15 protein-coding genes are annotated in these 18,258 nt (G+C 56.7%); 6 read left to right on the top strand and 9 right to left on the bottom strand.

Going from position 1 to position 18,258, the window contains the following annotated elements:
• Window positions 1-82 precede the first annotated feature (82 nt).
• Window positions 83-2,524 (top strand): ATP-dependent helicase, encoded by a 2,442-nt coding sequence (locus AB4Y96_RS10220; RefSeq protein ID WP_441917117.1) that lies wholly within the window; start codon window positions 83-85, stop codon window positions 2,522-2,524.
• Between the two features lie 1,112 nt (window positions 2,525-3,636).
• Here the strand turns inward: AB4Y96_RS10220 and AB4Y96_RS10215 are convergent.
• Window positions 3,637-4,119: a CreA family protein gene (locus tag AB4Y96_RS10215; protein WP_091877818.1), complete on the bottom strand. Its 483-nt coding sequence runs from the start codon at window positions 4,117-4,119 to the stop codon at window positions 3,637-3,639.
• A 99-nt stretch (window positions 4,120-4,218) separates the two neighbouring features.
• Entirely contained in the window at window positions 4,219-4,851 is a 633-nt protein-coding gene (locus AB4Y96_RS10210) for a DapH/DapD/GlmU-related protein (RefSeq protein ID WP_091878479.1), read from the bottom strand.
• 68 nt (window positions 4,852-4,919) lie between these two features.
• Between AB4Y96_RS10210 and AB4Y96_RS10205 the strand changes: the two genes are divergently transcribed.
• The 3 genes from AB4Y96_RS10205 (at window position 4,920) to AB4Y96_RS10195 (ending at window position 6,857) form a co-directional block, all read left to right on the top strand.
• Window positions 4,920-5,081, top strand: a complete 162-nt coding sequence (locus AB4Y96_RS10205; protein WP_175540508.1) for a hypothetical protein — start codon at window positions 4,920-4,922, stop codon at window positions 5,079-5,081.
• A 34-nt stretch (window positions 5,082-5,115) separates the two neighbouring features.
• Window positions 5,116-5,709, top strand: coding sequence for an SCO family protein (locus tag AB4Y96_RS10200; RefSeq protein ID WP_091877819.1), 594 nt, complete (start codon window positions 5,116-5,118; stop codon window positions 5,707-5,709).
• 266 nt (window positions 5,710-5,975) lie between these two features.
• Complete coding sequence (locus tag AB4Y96_RS10195) at window positions 5,976-6,857, top strand: 50S ribosomal protein L11 methyltransferase (protein ID WP_441917114.1); 882 nt, start codon at window positions 5,976-5,978, stop codon at window positions 6,855-6,857.
• Window positions 6,858-6,909: 52 nt separating this feature from the next.
• Here AB4Y96_RS10195 and AB4Y96_RS10190 read toward each other — a convergent pair whose 3' ends face one another.
• Window positions 6,910-7,050 carry a hypothetical protein gene (locus AB4Y96_RS10190; RefSeq protein ID WP_162700438.1) on the bottom strand — a complete coding sequence of 47 codons (141 nt, stop codon included), beginning with the start codon at window positions 7,048-7,050 and terminating at the stop codon, window positions 6,910-6,912.
• Between the two features lie 228 nt (window positions 7,051-7,278).
• On the opposite strand from AB4Y96_RS10190, the gene AB4Y96_RS10185 reads away from it, so the two are divergent.
• Complete coding sequence (locus AB4Y96_RS10185) at window positions 7,279-9,111, top strand: aminopeptidase P family protein (RefSeq protein ID WP_441917109.1); 1,833 nt, start codon at window positions 7,279-7,281, stop codon at window positions 9,109-9,111.
• 4 nt (window positions 9,112-9,115) lie between these two features.
• Here AB4Y96_RS10185 and AB4Y96_RS10180 read toward each other — a convergent pair whose 3' ends face one another.
• Complete coding sequence (locus AB4Y96_RS10180) at window positions 9,116-9,412, bottom strand: AzlD family protein (RefSeq protein WP_091877822.1); 297 nt, start codon at window positions 9,410-9,412, stop codon at window positions 9,116-9,118.
• Window position 9,413: 1 nt separating this feature from the next.
• Window positions 9,414-10,160: an AzlC family ABC transporter permease gene (locus AB4Y96_RS10175; protein ID WP_441917107.1), complete on the bottom strand. Its 747-nt coding sequence runs from the start codon at window positions 10,158-10,160 to the stop codon at window positions 9,414-9,416.
• A 142-nt stretch (window positions 10,161-10,302) separates the two neighbouring features.
• Between AB4Y96_RS10175 and AB4Y96_RS10170 the strand changes: the two genes are divergently transcribed.
• Window positions 10,303-10,647: a cupin domain-containing protein gene (locus AB4Y96_RS10170; protein ID WP_441917105.1), complete on the top strand. Its 345-nt coding sequence runs from the start codon at window positions 10,303-10,305 to the stop codon at window positions 10,645-10,647.
• 63 nt (window positions 10,648-10,710) lie between these two features.
• Here AB4Y96_RS10170 and AB4Y96_RS10165 read toward each other — a convergent pair whose 3' ends face one another.
• The 4 genes from AB4Y96_RS10165 to recN form a co-directional block, all read right to left on the bottom strand.
• The gene (locus AB4Y96_RS10165) at window positions 10,711-12,969 is read right to left on the bottom strand and encodes a TonB-dependent hemoglobin/transferrin/lactoferrin family receptor (protein WP_441917104.1); all 2,259 of its coding nucleotides are present in this window, start codon (window positions 12,967-12,969) and stop codon (window positions 10,711-10,713) included.
• 289 nt (window positions 12,970-13,258) lie between these two features.
• Window positions 13,259-13,963 (bottom strand): DUF2461 domain-containing protein, encoded by a 705-nt coding sequence (locus tag AB4Y96_RS10160; RefSeq protein WP_441917102.1) that lies wholly within the window; start codon window positions 13,961-13,963, stop codon window positions 13,259-13,261.
• Window positions 13,960-16,104: an NAD-dependent DNA ligase LigA gene (ligA, locus tag AB4Y96_RS10155; RefSeq protein ID WP_441917100.1), complete on the bottom strand. Its 2,145-nt coding sequence runs from the start codon at window positions 16,102-16,104 to the stop codon at window positions 13,960-13,962. Before ligA ends, AB4Y96_RS10160 begins: the two co-directional genes overlap by 4 nt.
• A gap of 458 nt (window positions 16,105-16,562) precedes the next feature.
• A complete protein-coding gene (recN, locus tag AB4Y96_RS10150) occupies window positions 16,563-18,236 on the bottom strand; it encodes a DNA repair protein RecN (protein ID WP_441917098.1) in 1,674 nt (557 codons plus the stop codon).
• Window positions 18,237-18,258: the final 22 nt, after the last annotated feature.

Raw genomic sequence — 18,258 nt, 5'->3', positions numbered from 1 at the left:
ACAATCAGGTAAATGCTGTATGTTCTTGCTTTGTATCGCATTGACCTAGTTTTTTGGTGCCGAATCACTACATTGGAGACAAATGTCCGGATTGCCAGACGATATTCCGTTTTTCGACGAACCTGATGCGCCTCGCCAGCCCTCGGGCATAGCTGCACGCGCCATGCAGGCGCGCGGCATGCCGCCTTACCTCAATGGCCTCAACCCCGAACAGCGCCTTGCGGTTGAAACCACTGAAGGTCCCGTGCTGGTTCTGGCCGGTGCAGGCACGGGCAAGACGCGGGTCCTGACCTCACGCATCGCCCATATCCTGTCGCTCGGCAAAGCCTATCCCAGTCAGATCCTTGCGGTGACCTTCACCAACAAGGCGGCGCGCGAGATGAAAGAGCGCATCGGCGTTCTCGTCGGCGGTGCGGTGGAAGGCATCCCATGGCTCGGCACATTCCACTCGATCGGCGTCAAGCTTTTGCGCCGCCATGCGGAACTGGTCGGTCTACGCTCTGATTTTACCATTCTCGACACGGATGATGTCATCCGCCTGATCAAACAGATCATTCAGGCCGAAGGGCTGGATGACAAGCGCTGGCCCGCCAAACAGTTCGCGCTGATGATTGATGGCTGGAAGAACAAGGGCCTCGGTCCCACGGAAATCCCTGAAGGCGATGCCCGCGCCTTTGCCAATGGCAAGGGCCGCGAGCTTTACACCGCCTATCAGAACCGCCTGAAAACCCTCAACGCCTGCGATTTCGGCGATCTGCTCTGCCATCCCATCCGTATGTTCCGCGCCTATCCGGATGTGCTCAAGGAATATCACGCAAAATTCCGTTATATCCTCGTGGACGAGTATCAGGACACCAACACCGCCCAATATATGTGGCTGCGCCTGATTTCACAGGGCTCAAAGAATGTCTGCTGCGTTGGCGATGACGATCAGTCGATCTATGGCTGGCGCGGTGCCGAAGTCGACAATATCCTGCGCTTCGAAAAGGATTTTCCCGGCGCCGTCGTGATCCGTCTGGAGCGCAATTACCGCTCGACGGCACATATTCTTGGCGCAGCCTCGTTCCTGATTTCCCACAATGAAGGCCGCCTCGGCAAAACCCTGTTTACCGATGCGGCAAACCCCGAAGACGCCAAGGTGAATGTCCACGCCGCATGGGATTCCGAAGAGGAAGCCCGCGCCGTCGGCGAGGAAATCGAACAGGCGCAGCGCAAGGGTCACAAGCTCAATAATATGGCGATCCTCGTGCGCGCCTCCTTCCAGATGCGCGAGTTCGAAGACCGTTTTGTTACCCTTGGCCTGAATTACCGCGTCGTTGGCGGTCCGCGTTTCTATGAACGGCTCGAAATCCGCGATGCCCTCGCCTATTTCCGCGTTGTCGCGCAAGGATCTGATGATCTGGCGCTGGAGCGCATCGTCAACACCCCCAAACGCGGTCTGGGTGAAGCAGCGATCCGGCAGGTGCATGATTATGCCCGCGCCCGCGATATTGGCATGCTGGATGCCGCTGCCGATCTGGTGCAGACGGAAGAGTTGAAACCCAAACCCCGCTCCGCCCTGCGCGAAGTGGTGGAGAATTTCCACCGCTGGCAATCCCTGATTGATTCTACGCCGCACACGCAATTGGCGGAAATGATTCTCGATGAGTCAGGCTATACGGCCATGTGGCAGGCGGATCGTTCGGCCGAAGCACCGGGGCGGCTGGAAAACCTGAAAGAACTCATCCGCTCCATGGAGGAGTACGAGTCCCTGCGCTCCTTCCTCGAGCATGTGGCGCTGGTCATGGATGCCGAGCAGAACGAAAATCTCGATGCCGTCAATATCATGACGCTGCATTCGGCCAAGGGGCTTGAGTTTGAAACCGTGTTCCTTCCCGGCTGGGAGGAAGGTCTTTTCCCGCATCAGCGTGCGCTGGATGAGGGCGGGCGTTCCGGCCTTGAGGAAGAGCGGCGGCTCGCCTATGTCGGCGTAACCCGCGCCAAGAAAAACCTGCATATCTGGTTCGTCTCCAACCGGCGCATTCATGGCCTGTGGCAATCGACAATCCCGTCGCGTTTTCTCGAAGAACTGCCGGAAGCGCATGTCGAGGTTGTCGCGACTGGTAATTCCTATGGCGGTTACGGCTCCGGCGGCGGTTATGGCCAGTCGCGTTTTGACCGAGCCGACCCGTTTGAAAACACTTATTCCACCCCCGGCTGGCAACGCGCCCAGCAAAACCGCTCCGATGCCACGCGCAACAATTGGGGCTCGCGCTCCGGCTCAAAGGTCGAGCGCATCGGTTACGGCGAAACGGATTCCGGCCACGGCGCCGGACGCGGCTCGGTCAAGGGCCGCATGATCGACGGCGAACTGGTGGCCAAATCCGTCAGCGAAACCCCATCGAATTTCGATGTCGGCGACCGGGTTTTCCACATCAAGTTCGGCAACGGCAATGTGTCGTCAATCGAAGGCAACAAACTGACCATCGATTTTGACAAGGCCGGTCAAAAACGCGTGCTGGATAGTTTTGTAAAGCAGATTTGAGCCAACGTTCATGACGGACCGCAGGTCTGGGCGTGTAGCGGCACCAACTTGGAAGTGTTGGCAAGTATTCACCCCCCTCTGTCCTGTCGGACATCTCCCCCACAAGGGGGGAGATCACATTGACATGAACGCTTTTGCACAACAGGAAAAGTTTCAGATTGTGCAAAGGCGGTAGTGATGGCTGATCTCCCCCCTTGTGGGGGAGATGTCCGACAGGACAGAGGGGGTGAATGCCGCCGTGGTTCGACAGGCTCACCATGAGGGACTTGGGTGGATGCAACGCTAATCGCAGAGATTTCACATCACCAATGTTGCACTTCACAAAGGTTGCAGAACTTGGCTCCCTGCAACCCACCTCTCTCCCTCATGGTGAGCCTGTCGAACCACCAACAATGTTACTGCAACCACTAATTCTCAAAAAAATCACACCAACTTATCCAACACCATCCCACCTCGCTTATTCTGATGGTGTCCTTTCCGGCGGGAATGCTCCGGAAACCTTCTGAAGTCAGGAAAGGATCGGTGATTTCATCTGCGGGGAGAACCCAGCCGCAGGGGAAAGGTTTTATCTCACAAGGGTAAAACAGTCATCGGGACGGGTGATCCGGTTATTTTCTTGGTTCAAACAGGAAAATCTCCGGGGAACGCATGACTACACTACTAATACCAAGACTTCCGCGTTCCTCTTTGGATCGCCCGTCTTTCCCACCTTTCAATAGCCAGACGCAAAAGCGGGCGTGGTAACGAGGGAAATTTGCAAAACCGTTGTTGCGCCCTTCGACAAGCTCAGGATGAGGGGGGCTGGTTGCAAAACTAATCTTCACCATTGCAGAACTTCACTCCCCAGCAACCCACCCTACCGCAATCTACCCCACCCGCAACCTACCCCACTGTCATCCTCGGGCTTGACCCGAGGACCCACGGCTAAGGAGAATAAACGAAACCGATACTCAGCAGTTATCAACATGGGTCCTCGGGTCAAGCCCGAGGTTGACGGTGGGGGGCAATGGGGTGGGTTGCGGGGGAGTCAAGTTCTGCAACCTTTGCGATTCGCGTTGCATCCATCTCCCTCATGGTTGTTATGTCGAACCACGACGCACGCACACCCCCTCTTACTCGGGCTTGCCCTTCGCCCAAGTCACATTCCCGGCAAACAGTGGAATGGTCGAGATCGAGGTTTTGGCCGAGCCGTCCTGTACCTGGCTGGCATGGGCGAGATAAACAAGCGAATTGTTCTGCTTGTCATAGATACGGGTGATGTTCAGCTTCTTCCAGATCAGGCTGGTGCGTTCGGAAAAAACCCGCTCGCCGCCTTCGCCAAGCTTGATATCGCCGATCACAATCGGCCCTGTCTGCTGGCAGGAGATCGATGCGTTGGATGGGTCCTCGAACCAGTTGCCCTTCTGCAGCCGGTCAATCATGCCGCGCGAGAATGAAGCGAGATGGCAGGTCACGCCCTGTATTTTCGGATCGACAACCGCGTCAATGACAATGTCATTGCCCAGCCAGTCAACGCCGACCTTGCCGACCTCCTCCGCCTGTACAGGCAGGATGGTAGCGCCCAGAAGGGCCAGAGCAGCAAGCATACGCTTCATCGAAATTCTCCTGAAATTATTAGAAGTGCCAGACAACGTTGAACCCAGACACAGTTGGACACTGGCTCTTGGAATTTCAAGCAGAACGGCCCGGCGCTTCTATCGTTCCCACTTTGCGAGAAAATCTTCGATGCTGAGCGACTGGATATCAGGAATGGCGTCAAAAATCGTCTCGGTGGGCCAATCCCACCATGAGAGCGCGATCAGGCGTTCGGCAATCTCAGCGGGAAATCGCGGGCGGATCACCCGTGCTGCATTACCGGCAACAATCATATAGGGCGCAACATTCTTGGTCACGACAGCATTGGCGCCGACAACAGCACCATGGCCGATGCTGATGCCGGGCATGATCACCGCGCCATGGCCAATCCACACATCATGGCCGATGCTGACGCGCTTTGCCTGCCGGCGTGCCCGAAATTCGAAATCGAGGCCACGATAGCGGAAAAACTCGTTTGGCCGATAGCTGACCTTGTGGGTGGTCAGCCGCTCCATCGGATGTTCGAGCGCATTGATACGCACATTGGAGGCTATGGAACAGAAGCGGCCAATATCGGCGTAAATGCCTTCGCTATGGCGTTCAATATAGGAAAAATCCCCCATGGTGACATCGCGTAAAATCACCCGTTCATTCACCTCGGCAAACCGGCCAAGCTTGACGCCCTTCAGCTGTGCCGTCGGGTGAATGCGCGGCTCGGGATTCTGGAAACGCAGGTCGTCAGGGTCAGCCATCATGTTTTCTCAAATAAGTGTGCGCCAATCCTTTTGCATAAATGCGGGTGAAATCCTATAATCAAGCAATGAAATCATCATATTCCATCAGCCCATCGCAAATGGCGCTCTATGCAACGCTGGCGCTTATTGCCGCCACCGCAACGGGCATTACCTTTGCCGCATGGTTCAACCATGGTGATACGATCTTCCTGTCGCTGATTCAGGCTGGTCTTTCGTGGTGCATGTAAAAGCGTCCGGACGGCCCTTAAAGGAAATTCCCCTATGAACAGACGCTTTATGCCGGTGCTTGTCATCGCAATCATCGCCCTTGCCGCGGTTGCCGGATGGACCACTTTCCAGTCCTATCGCCAGCAATCAGGGTCGGCCAATTCAGGGCCGTTTGGCGTGCCTTTTCAGCTTGTGAATATGAATGGCCAGCCAATCACCGAGGCGGCTTTCCGGCAAAAACCATCGGCGGTTTTCTTCGGCTTCACCCATTGCCCGGAGATTTGCCCGACCACCCTGTTTGAACTCGATGCATGGTTGAAGCAGCTTGGTCCTGATGGCCAGAACATCAACGCCTATTTCGTCACTGTTGATCCGGATCGCGACACGGCTGATGTCATGAAATCCTATGTGGGCAATGTATCCGACCGCATTGTCGGCATCACAGGCGATCCGGTCAAAATGGCAGCGATGCTGAAAGGCTATGCCGTTTATGCGCGCAAGGTGCCGACCGAAGGCAATGACTACACCATGGACCACACCGCCTCCGTGTTTCTTCTGGATAGCAAGGGCGGTTTCTTCGGCACCATTGCCTATGGCGAAAATCCTGATACGGCTGTCGCAAAATTGAAACGTCTGGCAAAGAGTTGATGTTGTGACTGATGGTGCGTTGCATGAACATTGTTCATCGTTCATTGCATCAATATGGTTCGTGGTTCGTGGTTCGACAAGCTCACCATGAGGGAGAGTGGGGATGCAAGGGAGTCAAGTTCTGCGACCTTACTGATCTGCAACGTTGGTGATTAGCGTTGCATCCACCCAAGCCCCTCATGGTGAGCTTGTCGAACCACGAACCACACAATTCTGATACAACCAACCACACAAACACCACCCCAAGTCCGAAAGTACACGACCTGATGACCCAGACCCGCCTGTTCCTCACCGCTGGCAAGATTGAAGCCGACCGGGTGTTTGATCTGTTGCAGCTTGCCTTTGAAGAGGACGGCCTGCCGATCTCCACATTCGAGGTGGACGAGGATGCGGAAATCTTCGATGTCTCGGTCTATACGTTCGAGCCTGATGAGATCGAGCCGCGCATCCGCGATATTCTCAGCGCCAATGCCTTTGATCTTGAGGTCAAACGTGAACAGGTGCCCGACATTGACTGGGTGGCCCATTCGCTGGAAGGGCTTTCCCCCGTGCGTGCTGGCCGCTTTTTCGTGCATGGCTCACATGATCGCGATAAACGCCGCGTCAATGATCTGGGTATCGAAATCGATGCGGGGCTTGCTTTCGGTACCGGGCATCACGGCACCACCTCCGGCTGTCTCGACATGATCGGCGAAGTGATCCGCCGCGAGCATCCGCGCAATGCGCTGGATCTGGGCACCGGCAGCGCGGTGCTGGCCATCGGCATTGCCAAACTTGCGCCCATTCCGGTTCTGGCAACCGATATCGATCCGGTTGCCGTGGCGGTGGCGCAGGATAATGTGGTGAAGAACGGTGTTGCAGCGCGCGTGCAGACGGAAACAGCAACAGGTTTTCATCATCCTGCCCTGCGCTTTGCCGCGCCATTCGATCTGATCGTTGCCAATATTCTGGCGCGCCCGCTGATGCAGCTGGCACCTGAGATGCGCAAGCATCTGGCCTGGGGTGGATCGCTCATTCTGTCGGGAATTCTGGAAACCCAGCGCGACAAGGTGCTGGCCGCCTATCGCGTGCAGGGCCTTTTTCATCAGAAAACCCTGCGGCGCGAAGGCTGGGTCACTCTGCACCTCAAGGCAAAATCCACCTATTGATGCCAATTACACTTGCAGCAAATAAAAAGGGCAGCTTCGGGCTGCCCTTTATTTATACGAAGTAGACAATGTGCTTGGTTCTTTCGCGCTTGCCATCAACAGTGCGGACAACATACCGCTCTATCTGCGACGTGCGGTAAGCGATCAGATTTTCGAGCGCTGTCTTGAAAAACCCGCGGACCTTCTGTGCCATCTTGAATCTCCATGATTGGCAGCCGATCCTCCCGTTGCACTGCTATAGCTGACTCTCCCCTGTTCCAGCCATCCGCGTTGCTGCATGACAGCCATGCTTTTGTGCATGTGCGAAGTCATAATTGTGCAATGCACACATGAATCACCTCTGTAAAAGTGGCGTTCTCCATTGCCTCGGAGATGGTGGAAAGATAGGTTCCATCACCCACCAACAGAGGTTTGCATCACTATGTTCCAGTCGTTTGAGGTCGTCAGCAATCCGGCCACCGGCGCTCCGCGCGTCGCCAAGCTGCGCGCCGAACTCGAAACCCTTGGCCTTGACGGTTTTCTCGTTCCCCGCGCCGATGAGCATCAGGGAGAATATGTCCCGCCGCGCGCGCAACGTCTGGCCTGGCTGACCGGCTTTACCGGTTCCGCCGGTGTTGTCCTCGTTCTGAAGAGCAAGGCGCATCTGTTTGTCGATGGCCGCTACACGCTGCAGGCCGCCGAGCAGACCGATCCTGCCGTCTTTACCGTGGAAAGCCTTGTCGAAACCCCGCCCCCGGTCTGGCTTCGCAACAGCGGCCGCAAGCTCACCATCGGCTTTGATCCATGGCTGCACACCATCGCCGAAACCAAGGCACTGCGCGAAGCGCTTGAGGCCAATGGCGGCACACTCGTTGCCGTGAAGGACAATCTGGTTGATCTCATCTGGGAGGATCAACCCGCGCCGCCGCTGGAAGCAGTCTCGATCCAGCCGGAAAAATATGCCGGGAAGCTTGCCAGCGACAAGCTGAAGGAACTGGCCGAAGCGGTGGAAAAAGCCAGGGCCGATGCAACCGTGCTGACCGACCCTTCATCCATTGCATGGGCCTTCAATATTCGTGGCAATGACGTCAGCAATACGCCGTTGCCGCTCGCCTTTGCCATTATTCCCGTCTCAGGCGAACCTCTGCTCTTCATCGACAAGCGCAAATTGCCGATCGAGACGGAAGCCTATCTCACCCAGCTCGCAACACTGCGCCCGCCATCAGCTCTTGAAGGTGATGTGGCATCCATCGGCGCACAGGGGAAAACCCTGATGCTTGATCCGGCATTGGCAGCCGAAAAGCTGCGGCTGGTGGTCGAACATGCCGGTGGCAAGATTGTCGAAGGAACCGACCCGGCCCGCCTGCCCCGCGCCCTGAAAAACCCGACCGAACTTGCAGGCGCACGCAAATCCCATGAGCGCGACGGTATTGCCATGGTGTCTTTCCTCGCATGGATTGACGCGCAGGCTCCCGGCACGATCGATGAGATCGACGCCGCCAAGAAGCTTGAGGAAACCCGCCGCAGCGTGGCCGAAGGTTTCCAGATGCCGCTGGAAAACCTCTCTTTCGACAGCATCTCCGGTGCAGGTCCCAATGGTGCTTTCGCCCACTACCGCGTCAACACCCAGTCCAACCGCAAGCTGCAGGAGGGCGAACTTTATCTCATCGACAGCGGCGGCCAATACCGGGACGGCACGACGGATATCACCCGCACCCTGCCCGTCGGCAAGCCAACGGAGGATATGAAGCGCAAGTTCACATTGGTGCTCAAAGGCGTGATCGCCATCACCACGGCGCGTTTCCCCAAGGGCACGCGCGGCATGGACATTGATGTGCTTGCCCGTATTGCGTTGTGGAAACAGGGCTACGACTACGGCCACGGCACCGGCCACGGCGTCGGGTCATTCCTGTCGGTTCATGAAGGTCCACAGAGCATTTCCAAGCGCGGTGTGCATGAACTGCTGCCGGGCATGATCCTGTCCAACGAACCGGGCTACTACAAACCCGGCGGCTACGGCATCCGCACGGAAAACCTGCTCATCGTCACGGAACTCGAAGTGCCCGAGGGCGGCGACCTGCCGATGATGGGTTTTGAGACGATCACGCTCTGCCCCATCGACAAGCGCCTGATCGACACAAGCCTGCTGATCCGGGAAGAGCTGGTGTGGCTCGATGCCTACCATGCGCAGGTGCGCGAAGCATTGCTGCCACACACCAGCGCTGGCGACAAGGATTGGCTGATCAAGGCGACCGAGCCGTTCGGACAGCAATAAACAATCAGATCGGAAGCTGGCGCAGCAGGATAATCATTGCTGCGCCGGCGAGAAACATTGTCAGTGCGTTGAAACGCAGAGATACCAGCCCGGCAAAAACCAACGCGACAATTCCGCGCCAATCCGCCGTCGCGATAGCGGGCGCCACCAGTGTTGTCAAAACCGCTGCAGGCACGGCATTGAGCGCCACTTCCACCCGCGGATGCACATGGTCAAAGCGCGACAACACCAGATGACCGCCGATACGGGTGAGGAACGTCAGCACGGCACCGGCGAGGATGATCCAGAAGATCGTCGACATCTCAATTCTCCCCTTCGGTTTTACCGGGTTTGGCCACGATGACAGCGGTCAGGATACCGGCGAGCGCGCCAATGCTGACATGCCAGGGCGAACCGATGGTCTTGGCCGCAACAATCGACGCGATACCGCTGGCAATCACGATAGGCGCCCAGTTGGAGCGCTTGCGGAAACCCATGACCAGTCCAAGGAAATAGATGGGCAGCAGCATATCGATGCCGAGCGCATGCGGATCCTTGATCAGATTGCCGAAAAGTCCGCCAATCCAGGCTTCAACCACCCACATCACATAGATCGGGGTGGCAACACCGAGATACCATGCAAAGGTGACACGAACACCTGATTCCGCCCGCTTTTCTGTCTCCGCATATTGCGGATCGGTAAGCAGGAAGTAACTCAGAAAACTTTGAACAATGGTGAAATGGCCGATGCGGCGACCCACGGCTGCCGAATAAAGCACATGGCGGAAATTGACCGCAAAAATGGAAAAGACGATCAGCCACGCCGGAATATTGTGGCCGAAAAGCTCGATGCCAACCATCTGGCTTGCACCGCCAAAAATCGCCGCGCTCATCAGCACCGCTTCAAACACGGTAAAACCATTGTCGATGGCAAGGGCACCAAATAACAGGCCAAAGGGTGCCGAGGCAATCATTACAGGAATGCCGCGCCGAAAACCTTGCCAGAATTCCAGGCCAAAGCCTGATTGCCGCGCAGTGGCGGTGTCATCTTGATATATTTGTTCGCTCATGCGGGTGGTCTACGGCAGGTTTGGCAGCCTGTCACGTGAGAATTCTTGATCGCTATCATCAATGTTGCTGCAATGTCAGGTGCTTGTCAGGAGCACAGTGCCAAGCGTAGGTTCCCTTCAAGGTCGTACCGGGAGGAGACGCATGGTACATATCATCAACCGTGAGGATTGGGCTGAACACCCTGAATTGTGGAAGGGTGAATTTACAGGAAAGCCCTATGGCACCAATGTTTCGGTGATTTTCTACAGCACGCACAAGATCGGCGGCGGACCCAACCTGCATACCCACCCCTATGCGGAAACTTTCATCATCCGCAGCGGCAATGCCCGCTTCACCGTGGGCGATCAGGTGATCGATGCCCATGCAGGACAGGTCGTCATCGCCCCGGCAAATACGCCGCACAAGTTCAAAAATCTCGGTCCCGATCTTCTGGAGACCATCGATATCCACGCCAATGAGGTGTTCATCACCCAATGGCTTGAATAGACGACAAGAAAAAGCCACCGGGCGAGGTCGGCACCCGGTGGCAGTAGACCAGCAGAAATTTGGCTAAAATTTCTGGGTCAGGGAAACGCGGAAACTGCGACCAACTTCGGAATAACGATCGCTGGTGGCGAGGTTGATACTGTTCGGAACATCAGTGGCATTCCAGTATTTCTTGTCGAACACATTGAAGACACCGGCCTGAATCTTCATGCCCTTGGCAAATTTCGGTTCCCAATAGGCTGTCGTGTCGACGATGCCGTAGCCCGGAGCAACGAAACCACCCGTACTAACCTTGTCGCGGGCAGCGGCCATGGTCAGGGAGACGTCGGCACCCCAGCTGTCGGCGTTATAGCCAAGGCCGACAATCGCGCGAATTGGCGGGATCGAGTTCAGATACTCGTCCGTTTCCGTGTTCTTGCCCTGCGAAAAGGCAACGGATGCCCAAGTGACCCAATGATCGGCAAAGTTGATGCGGCCGTTGAGTTCGGCACCGTAAATATGAACACGGCTGAGGTTGGCGTAACCGGTGATACCGCCGACGGGGTAGTCCCCGCCGGGAGGCGCAATTGTTATCGTGTCGATGAAGTTGCGATAGTAATTGTTGAAGACACTGGCCGACAGCGCATATTTATCGCTCTCATATTTGGTGCCAATCTCGAAACCATTGCTGGTTTCGGACTTCAGGTCCGGATTGCCGACACGGGCGTAAGAACCGGGCGCGCCGTAGTTCTGGAACAGTTCCATAGCGGAAGGGGCGCGGAAGCCCTGAGCCCACTGCACATAGAAATCAAGCTCGTTTGTTGCATGGTATGTCGCACGCAATTTCGGCGTGAAGCGCGAGTCGCTGTTGGACGCGGGCAAGGCTCCGTTGAAATTGGGACCATGTTCGTAAGCCGCTGTCGCCTGCGGGTTGTGCTCGTACCAATCGAAACGACCGCCCGGCGTCAAGGTGAGACGACCATTCAACAGGTCAATGTCGTCTTCGGCATAGATACCGAAGCCCGTTGATTGCACGTCGGGCATATCGGAGCTGTTGGCATGCAGCATCCGGCAAGTCTGCGGACCGAAAGGTTGTGGCAGCTTGCTCCAGTCAACATTTGGGCAATTGTCGACACCGGCTGCAAATTGATGCAGCTTCTGCCGATAGATTTCCGTGCCGACACGGAACTTGTGTTTGATGTCACCGATCTCCGCTTCCTTGACGATATAACCGGTGAAGCCATAGGCATCGAGGTTCAGCTCGCTGTCACGTTTGTAGACACCTGATGGAAAGCCGTAGCGGAATGGATCGCCGCGAATGATACGCGCTCTTGCATCCGGCAAACGGACGGCATCCGTCGTGTTGTTGAGGGTCTGCTGCGTCCAGTAGACTGTGGCATGCGCCTCGTCGATCCATCCTCCCTTTTCAGGCGCGATATAGTCGTAGCTGCCGGAAATGCGCTTGCGATCATAGTTTTCACCGGACTTGAAACTGTCGCGCACATAGGCGGAGGTTGTGCCGACGAAGTTATCGCTGTCGGAATCCTTTTTAAAAATCTCGCCGGTCAGACCAAAACGGTGTCCTCCCTCAAGGTTCTGATAGAGTTTGACCAGCACATTGCCCTGATCGTAATCGAGCGGGTTCTGTTCGGTTCTCAATGCACCGTAGCCACCAATATCGCCGGGAATATCCTTCTCATGCCCCTGTCGGTAACCGCCCTGCACAAGAAATTCCGTATTGCCGGCACGCGCCGCAACAGCCGCATTTGTACGCCAACTCTTGTCACCGCTGTCATAGGTGCCCTTGGTCACAACACCCCAGTTGCGCCCTTCGCCAATGACATCCGATGGATCAAGCGTGCGCAACTGAATGACGCCGCCCAACGCACCGGAACCATAACGGCTTGAATCCGCACCTTTGGTGATATCGACCTTGGAAAGTCCATCGAAGTCGAAACCGTCAAGGCCACCCTGCGTTCCGCGCGGGTCCGACAACCACGGGACACGAATGCCGTCAATTGTTGTCAGGACACGATCCTGATCGAGACCGCGCAGGTTGATGCTTTTCGAGGCGGAGTTGAAATTCACGCCCGCATCGACGCGGCGGCCCAGATCCTGGAAATTATCGACCATGCGTTTCTGGATCGTTTCCCGATCCGTGGTCGTCGTCAGCGGCGTTGCTTCTGTACCACTCTGATTTCTTTTCAGAACAATCGGCGCAAGCTCGATCGTCTCGCCCGTTTGCGGCGCTGTTTGCGCGAGTGCTGCGCCCGTACCTAACCCCACAATCAACAAAGTACCGGCGCTACCGCACATCAGGCGCGCAAGCAGATTCCGTGTCATAGCCATATCCAACAAATCCCCGAGAGAGAGTGCTTGGCTGGCTTAACGTTGAGCGCAATAACCGCGCCGTGTTTATGGCTTGCTGAGCTGAATTTATCTGCGTGTATTCACGCTGTACATTTGTTCAGTACAAAAACATGACCATAAAAGTCAACATTAATAAGCTGAATAATCCGCCGATAATTTATTGCCTGAACGGGTGTTGCCACGACAACACAATTTGGCCTTATTCACCCAAGTCCTTGGTGTTTTGGATCAAACCGGGATCTGTTATCCTTTATAAAAATCATCAGGAAACGAGTGTACCTTCGATCTTCCTGCCCCAATCGATGAGCGGCTTGGCCTTCGTCGCAAACGCCAGCAGTTCATCGGCAAGTGCAGGTGATGTAATGCCATCAGGATCGATCGGGTAACGCACGGCAAAATGCCGGTTGCGCAAGGCTTCGATGAGATCGGCATCCACGACCGTTTCAAAGCCGCGCGGCGTGCGCTTCAACCGGTCATAATCGCTGAGGGTCAGGCCACCCTTCTTCAGCGCGGCAACCATGGCGCGGTAATTCTCCGGCTTTTCAACAATGGCCTTGCGCATGGCAAGCAGAAGTTCCGGCTTTTGCTGCCACCACGCCACCGCAGCATAGCAGCCTTTGTAATCCTCAAGGCCAATGCAGACGTAGAAACAGCCTGATTCGGCCCATTTGCTCCCATCCGGCGAAAGCAATGCCGAGAGATGCCGGTTGTAAGGGCTTTTGTCCTTGGCAAAGCGCGTATCGCGCTTGATGCGGAACTGCGATTTCCTGCGGTCGCCTTTGAACGGCAACCCGGCTTTTTCAAACCTGACGATCAGATCATCGATCAGATCGCCCAGCGGTTCCAGCAGATGCGCTTCGAACAGGTCCTTGTTCTCCAGAAACCATTCCCGGTTCTGGTGAAAATCCAGTGCTTTGAGAAAAGGCAGCGCCTTGTCGCCAAAGCCTTTGAAAACCGTCTCGCTCATGCGCCCACCAGTGTGAACCAGCTATCTTCGTCAATGACTTCAATGCCCAGTGACTGCGCCTGTGTCAGCTTCGAACCGGCGCCCGGTCCCGCCACGACAAGATCAGTCTTTTTCGACACGGAACCGGCTGTCTTGGCGCCATAGCGTTCGGCCATGGCTTTTGCCTCGTCGCGCGACATACGTTCCAGCGAACCGGTGAAGACAATCGTCTTGCCCGCAACCGGTGAGTTGCCGACAGTGCGCACTTCCTCGTCAAGCGGTGTCACCTCCGCCAGCAAAGCAGAAAGCGCCGTGCGGTTATGCTCTTCCGCATAGAAATCCACCAGTGCTTCGGCGACGATACTGCCAATGCCTTCAACATCGTTGAGTTCGCGCCATGCATCATTGCCCTTGTCGGATTTATCCACGGGCAGGGTTGCCGCCTGCGCAACCGCCGCAAGCGCCTCATAGGAGCGATAGGCCTTGGCCAGACGCTTGGCATTGACCTCGCCCACATGGCGAATGCCAAGCGCGTACACAAACCGGCTGAGCGTTACCTGCCGTCGATCATCAATCGCATCATAGAGTTTCTTGACGGACACAGCACCGAAGCCGTCAATATTCTCAAGCTTGGTCAGCGACGCTTCCTGCCTTTTCCTCAAGGTGAAGATGTCGGCAGGGGTGCCGATATGCAGCGCCGGATCATCGGATTTGAAGAAGAACTCGACCTGCTTTTCGCCAAGACCTTCAATGTCGAAAGCATTGCGCGATACAAAATGCCGGATACGTTCCACCGCCTGTGCCGGGCAGATAAGACCGCCTGTGCAGCGCCTGACGGCTTCCCCCTCCTCACGCACCGCATGCGAACCACACGCCGGGCATGTATCGGGGAACACATAGGGCGACGGACCGCGCGGCTTGTCCGCGACAATATCAACAATCTGCGGGATGACATCACCCGCCCGCTGCACGACAACCGTATCGCCAACCCTGAGGTCACGGCCCTCGCGGATCGGCTGGCCATTCTGGCCGATCCCTTTGATATAATCCTCATTGTGCAGGGTCACGTTGGTGACGACAACGCCGCCCACCGTCACCGGCTCCAGCCGCGCCACGGGCGTCAACGCGCCGGTGCGGCCAACCTGAATGTCGATGCCGCGCAAAATGGTGATGGCCCGTTCCGCCGGGAACTTATGCGCGATAGCCCAGCGCGGACTGCGAGAGACAAAGCCTAGCCGTTGCTGCAAAGCCAGATCGTCGACCTTGTAGACAACGCCGTCAATATCGTAGCCCAGCGTCGCGCGCTGTTCCTCAATCTGGTGATAATGTGTCACCAGCCCTTCCACTGTGTCGAACTTCTGCATCAGCGGATTAACGCGGAACCCGTAGGACTTGAACGCCTCGACCATGCCCATCTGGGTTGAGGCAGGCATCTCGCTGACCTCGCCCCAGGCATAGGCGAAAAACTGTAGGGGCCGCGAGGCGGTAATCGTCGCATCAAGCTGGCGCAGGGAACCCGCCGCCGCATTGCGCGGATTGGCAAAAACCGGCTTGCCATCCTGTATCTGGCGCTCGTTCATCGCCGCGAAATCCGCATGGCTCATATAGACCTCGCCGCGCACCTCAAGCACTTCAGGCGGATTACCGCCAAGCACGTTCGGAATGCTGGCTACGGTGCGGGCATTGAGCGTGACGTTTTCGCCCGTCGTGCCATCGCCGCGGGTTGCCGCCGTGACCAGCCGGCCCAGCTCATAGCGCAGCGACAGCGACAGCCCGTCAATCTTTGGCTCTGCGGTGATTGCTACCGGCGCGCTGGCACCCAATTTCAGGAACCGCCTGATGCGATCAACAAAATCCTGCACGTCCTGATCGGAAAAGGCATTGTCCAGCGACAGCATCGGGATGGAATGGGTGACCTTGCCGAATTTCTCCGAAACGGTCGCACCCACCTTGTTGGAGGGCGAATCCTCACGCTTCAGGTGCGGAAAACGTTGCTCGATGGCAAGGTTTCTGCGCCGCAGGGCATCATACGCACCATCCGAAATCGTCGGGGCGTCTTCCGTATTATAGCGGTAATCATGCTGGGCAATTTCTGCCGCCAGACGGCCAAGCTCCTCTGCCGCTTCTGCTTCGCTCAATTCTTCTACGGAAATATCTGCCATGACCTGTCCGACGCTGAAAATACGGATTCGGCGGAGATTAACTGAAGAAGGGCGGAAAAGCATCGCCAATATCAGTTGAGTATGCGGGTTGTGACCATATGCTGACAGTTGAACGATAAGGACCGCAGGGCGATGTGATTTCACCCCCCTCTGTCCTGTCGGACATCTCCCCCACAAGGGGGGAGATCACATTGGCATAAACGCCTTTGCACAACCGGAAATGTTTCAGATTGTGCAAGATGCTATTGAAGGCTGATCTCCCCCCTTGTGGGGGAGATGTCCGACAGGACAGAGGGGGTGAACGCCGCCGGTTCGTGGTTCGACAAGCTCACCATGAGGGAGATGGGTGGATGCAACGCTAATCGCAAAGAGTGCAGAATGAAGCTCCCCTCATCCTGAGCCTGTCAAAGGGCCTCATGGTGAGCTTGTCGAACCACGAACCACAACCCACACACAACTCAAGCAGCGCTGTTTTCCCGCAGCAACCGCACAGCTGCAGCGCGCGCTTCATCCGTCACGCTGGCACCGGCCAGCATGCGGGCGATTTCTTCCTGACGATCACCGGTTTCCATCGCATGGATCGATGTTGCCACCCGGTCATTGCCCGCGGCGGATTTGGCGATGAGAAAATGTGTCTGGGCGCGCGCGGCAACCTGCGGCGCATGGGTGACGGAAAGCACCTGCACCCGGTCGGACAAACGGCGCAGACGCTGGCCAATGGCATCGGCCACCGCGCCGCCAACGCCCGTATCGATTTCATCAAAGACCAGTGTCGGCGCGGAACCACGGTCAGCCAAAGCCACTTTCAGCGCCAGCAGAAAGCGCGAGAGTTCGCCGCCTGAGGCAACCTTCATCATGGGTCCGGCACGGGTGCCGGGATTGGTGCGCACCCAATATTCAACCGTATCAATGCCCTCGGGCAGGCGGTTCTCGGGATTAGCGGACATTTCAACAATGAATTCCGCCCGCTCCAGCTTCAAAGCGGGTAGTTCCGCCATGACAGCAGCCTTGAGGTGGTCGGCAGTTTCGTGCCTTTCCCCGGACAGGCTCAAAGCGGCTTCATCATAGGCAAGACGCGCGGCGACAGCCTCTTTTTCCAGTGCGGCAAGCCGTTCGGCGCCCGCATCAATATCGGCGAGATCCGCATCCATCTTGTCACGCAGGCTGGCGAGGTCATCGACCGGAACCGAATATTTACGCGCCGCACCGCGCAGGGCAAACAGCCGCTCTTCCGTTTGTTCCAGAATACGCGGATCGAAATCAATGGCGCGAATGGCCTGTTCGATCCCGTTCTGCGCTTCTGCCAGAGCGTTGAGTGCTTCATCGATTGCCTTGACCACCGGTTCCAGCAATTGCGGTGCTTCAGGCACCTTGCGCTCCAGCCRCCGCACAAGGCTGGCCAGCGATGGCACCGGAGAACCGGAGCCAGACAGCACTTCATTGGCATCGTTTACATCACCGGCGATCTTTTCAGATCGCATCATCTCGGTGCGTCTGGTTGCCAGCGCCTCTTCTTCCAGCGGTTCCGGATCAAGCTTGGACAATTCATCGACCGAAGCGCGCAGGTAATCCGCCTCGCGCGTTGCCGCTTCCACCTTGGCGCGATGCCGGACCAGTGTGTTTTCGGCATCACGCCACGTCTTGTGCAGGGCGCGCACTGTCGATGCCTTGGTTTCCAGCGCGCCAAAGGCATCAAGCAAGGTGCGGTGAATATCAATATCGATCAACGCACGATCATCATGCTGGCCATGAATTTCCACCAGACGGCGACCGAGTTCCCGCAGCAGCGTGACGCTCGCGGCCTGATCATTGATGAAAACCCGGCTGCGTCCATCCGATGTCTGCACCCGGCGCAGAATAATGTCGCCGTCATCGCTGATATCATTGTCGCGCAGAAGCGCCCGCGCGGGATGAGCGCCTGCCACGTCGAACACGGCAGTCACCTGCCCCTGCTCTGCGCCATGACGCACAAGCGAGGCATCGCCGCGTGCCCCAAGGGCAAGCGACAAGGCATCAAGCAGAATGGATTTACCGGCGCCGGTCTCACCCGTGAGTACCGACAAGCCATCGCGAAACTCAATGTCGAGCCGTTCAATCAGAACAATATCGCGGATCGACAGGTGCGAAAGCATGAGTAGCTCAGGTTAAAGTCTG

The sequence above is a fragment of the Phyllobacterium sp. TAF24 genome (genome assembly GCF_052113785.1).
Lineage (GTDB): Bacteria > Pseudomonadota > Alphaproteobacteria > Rhizobiales > Rhizobiaceae > Phyllobacterium.
The sequence above is the reverse complement of the archived record's forward strand: the minus strand, read 5'-3'. Positions and strand labels throughout refer to the sequence as shown.

Bases quoted from the DNA above. Each gene is read 5' to 3' on its own strand.
- AB4Y96_RS10175 (WP_441917107.1), bottom strand. From the start codon at position 10,160: ATGAGCGAACAAATATATCAAGATGACACCGCCACTGCGCGGCAATCA.
- AB4Y96_RS10185 (WP_441917109.1), top strand. From the start codon at position 7,279: ATGTTCCAGTCGTTTGAGGTCGTCAGCAATCCGGCCACCGGCGCTCCG.
- AB4Y96_RS10180 (WP_091877822.1), bottom strand. From the start codon at position 9,412: ATGTCGACGATCTTCTGGATCATCCTCGCCGGTGCCGTGCTGACGTTC.
- AB4Y96_RS10165 (WP_441917104.1), bottom strand. From the start codon at position 12,969: ATGACACGGAATCTGCTTGCGCGCCTGATGTGCGGTAGCGCCGGTACT.
- AB4Y96_RS10195 (WP_441917114.1), top strand. From the start codon at position 5,976: ATGACCCAGACCCGCCTGTTCCTCACCGCTGGCAAGATTGAAGCCGAC.
- AB4Y96_RS10200 (WP_091877819.1), top strand. From the start codon at position 5,116: ATGAACAGACGCTTTATGCCGGTGCTTGTCATCGCAATCATCGCCCTT.
- AB4Y96_RS10160 (WP_441917102.1), bottom strand. From the start codon at position 13,963: ATGAGCGAGACGGTTTTCAAAGGCTTTGGCGACAAGGCGCTGCCTTTT.
- AB4Y96_RS10215 (WP_091877818.1), bottom strand. From the start codon at position 4,119: ATGAAGCGTATGCTTGCTGCTCTGGCCCTTCTGGGCGCTACCATCCTG.
- AB4Y96_RS10170 (WP_441917105.1), top strand. From the start codon at position 10,303: ATGGTACATATCATCAACCGTGAGGATTGGGCTGAACACCCTGAATTG.
- AB4Y96_RS10190 (WP_162700438.1), bottom strand. From the start codon at position 7,050: ATGGCACAGAAGGTCCGCGGGTTTTTCAAGACAGCGCTCGAAAATCTG.
- ligA (WP_441917100.1), bottom strand. From the start codon at position 16,104: ATGGCAGATATTTCCGTAGAAGAATTGAGCGAAGCAGAAGCGGCAGAG.
- AB4Y96_RS10205 (WP_175540508.1), top strand. From the start codon at position 4,920: ATGAAATCATCATATTCCATCAGCCCATCGCAAATGGCGCTCTATGCA.
- AB4Y96_RS10220 (WP_441917117.1), top strand. From the start codon at position 83: ATGTCCGGATTGCCAGACGATATTCCGTTTTTCGACGAACCTGATGCG.
- AB4Y96_RS10210 (WP_091878479.1), bottom strand. From the start codon at position 4,851: ATGGCTGACCCTGACGACCTGCGTTTCCAGAATCCCGAGCCGCGCATT.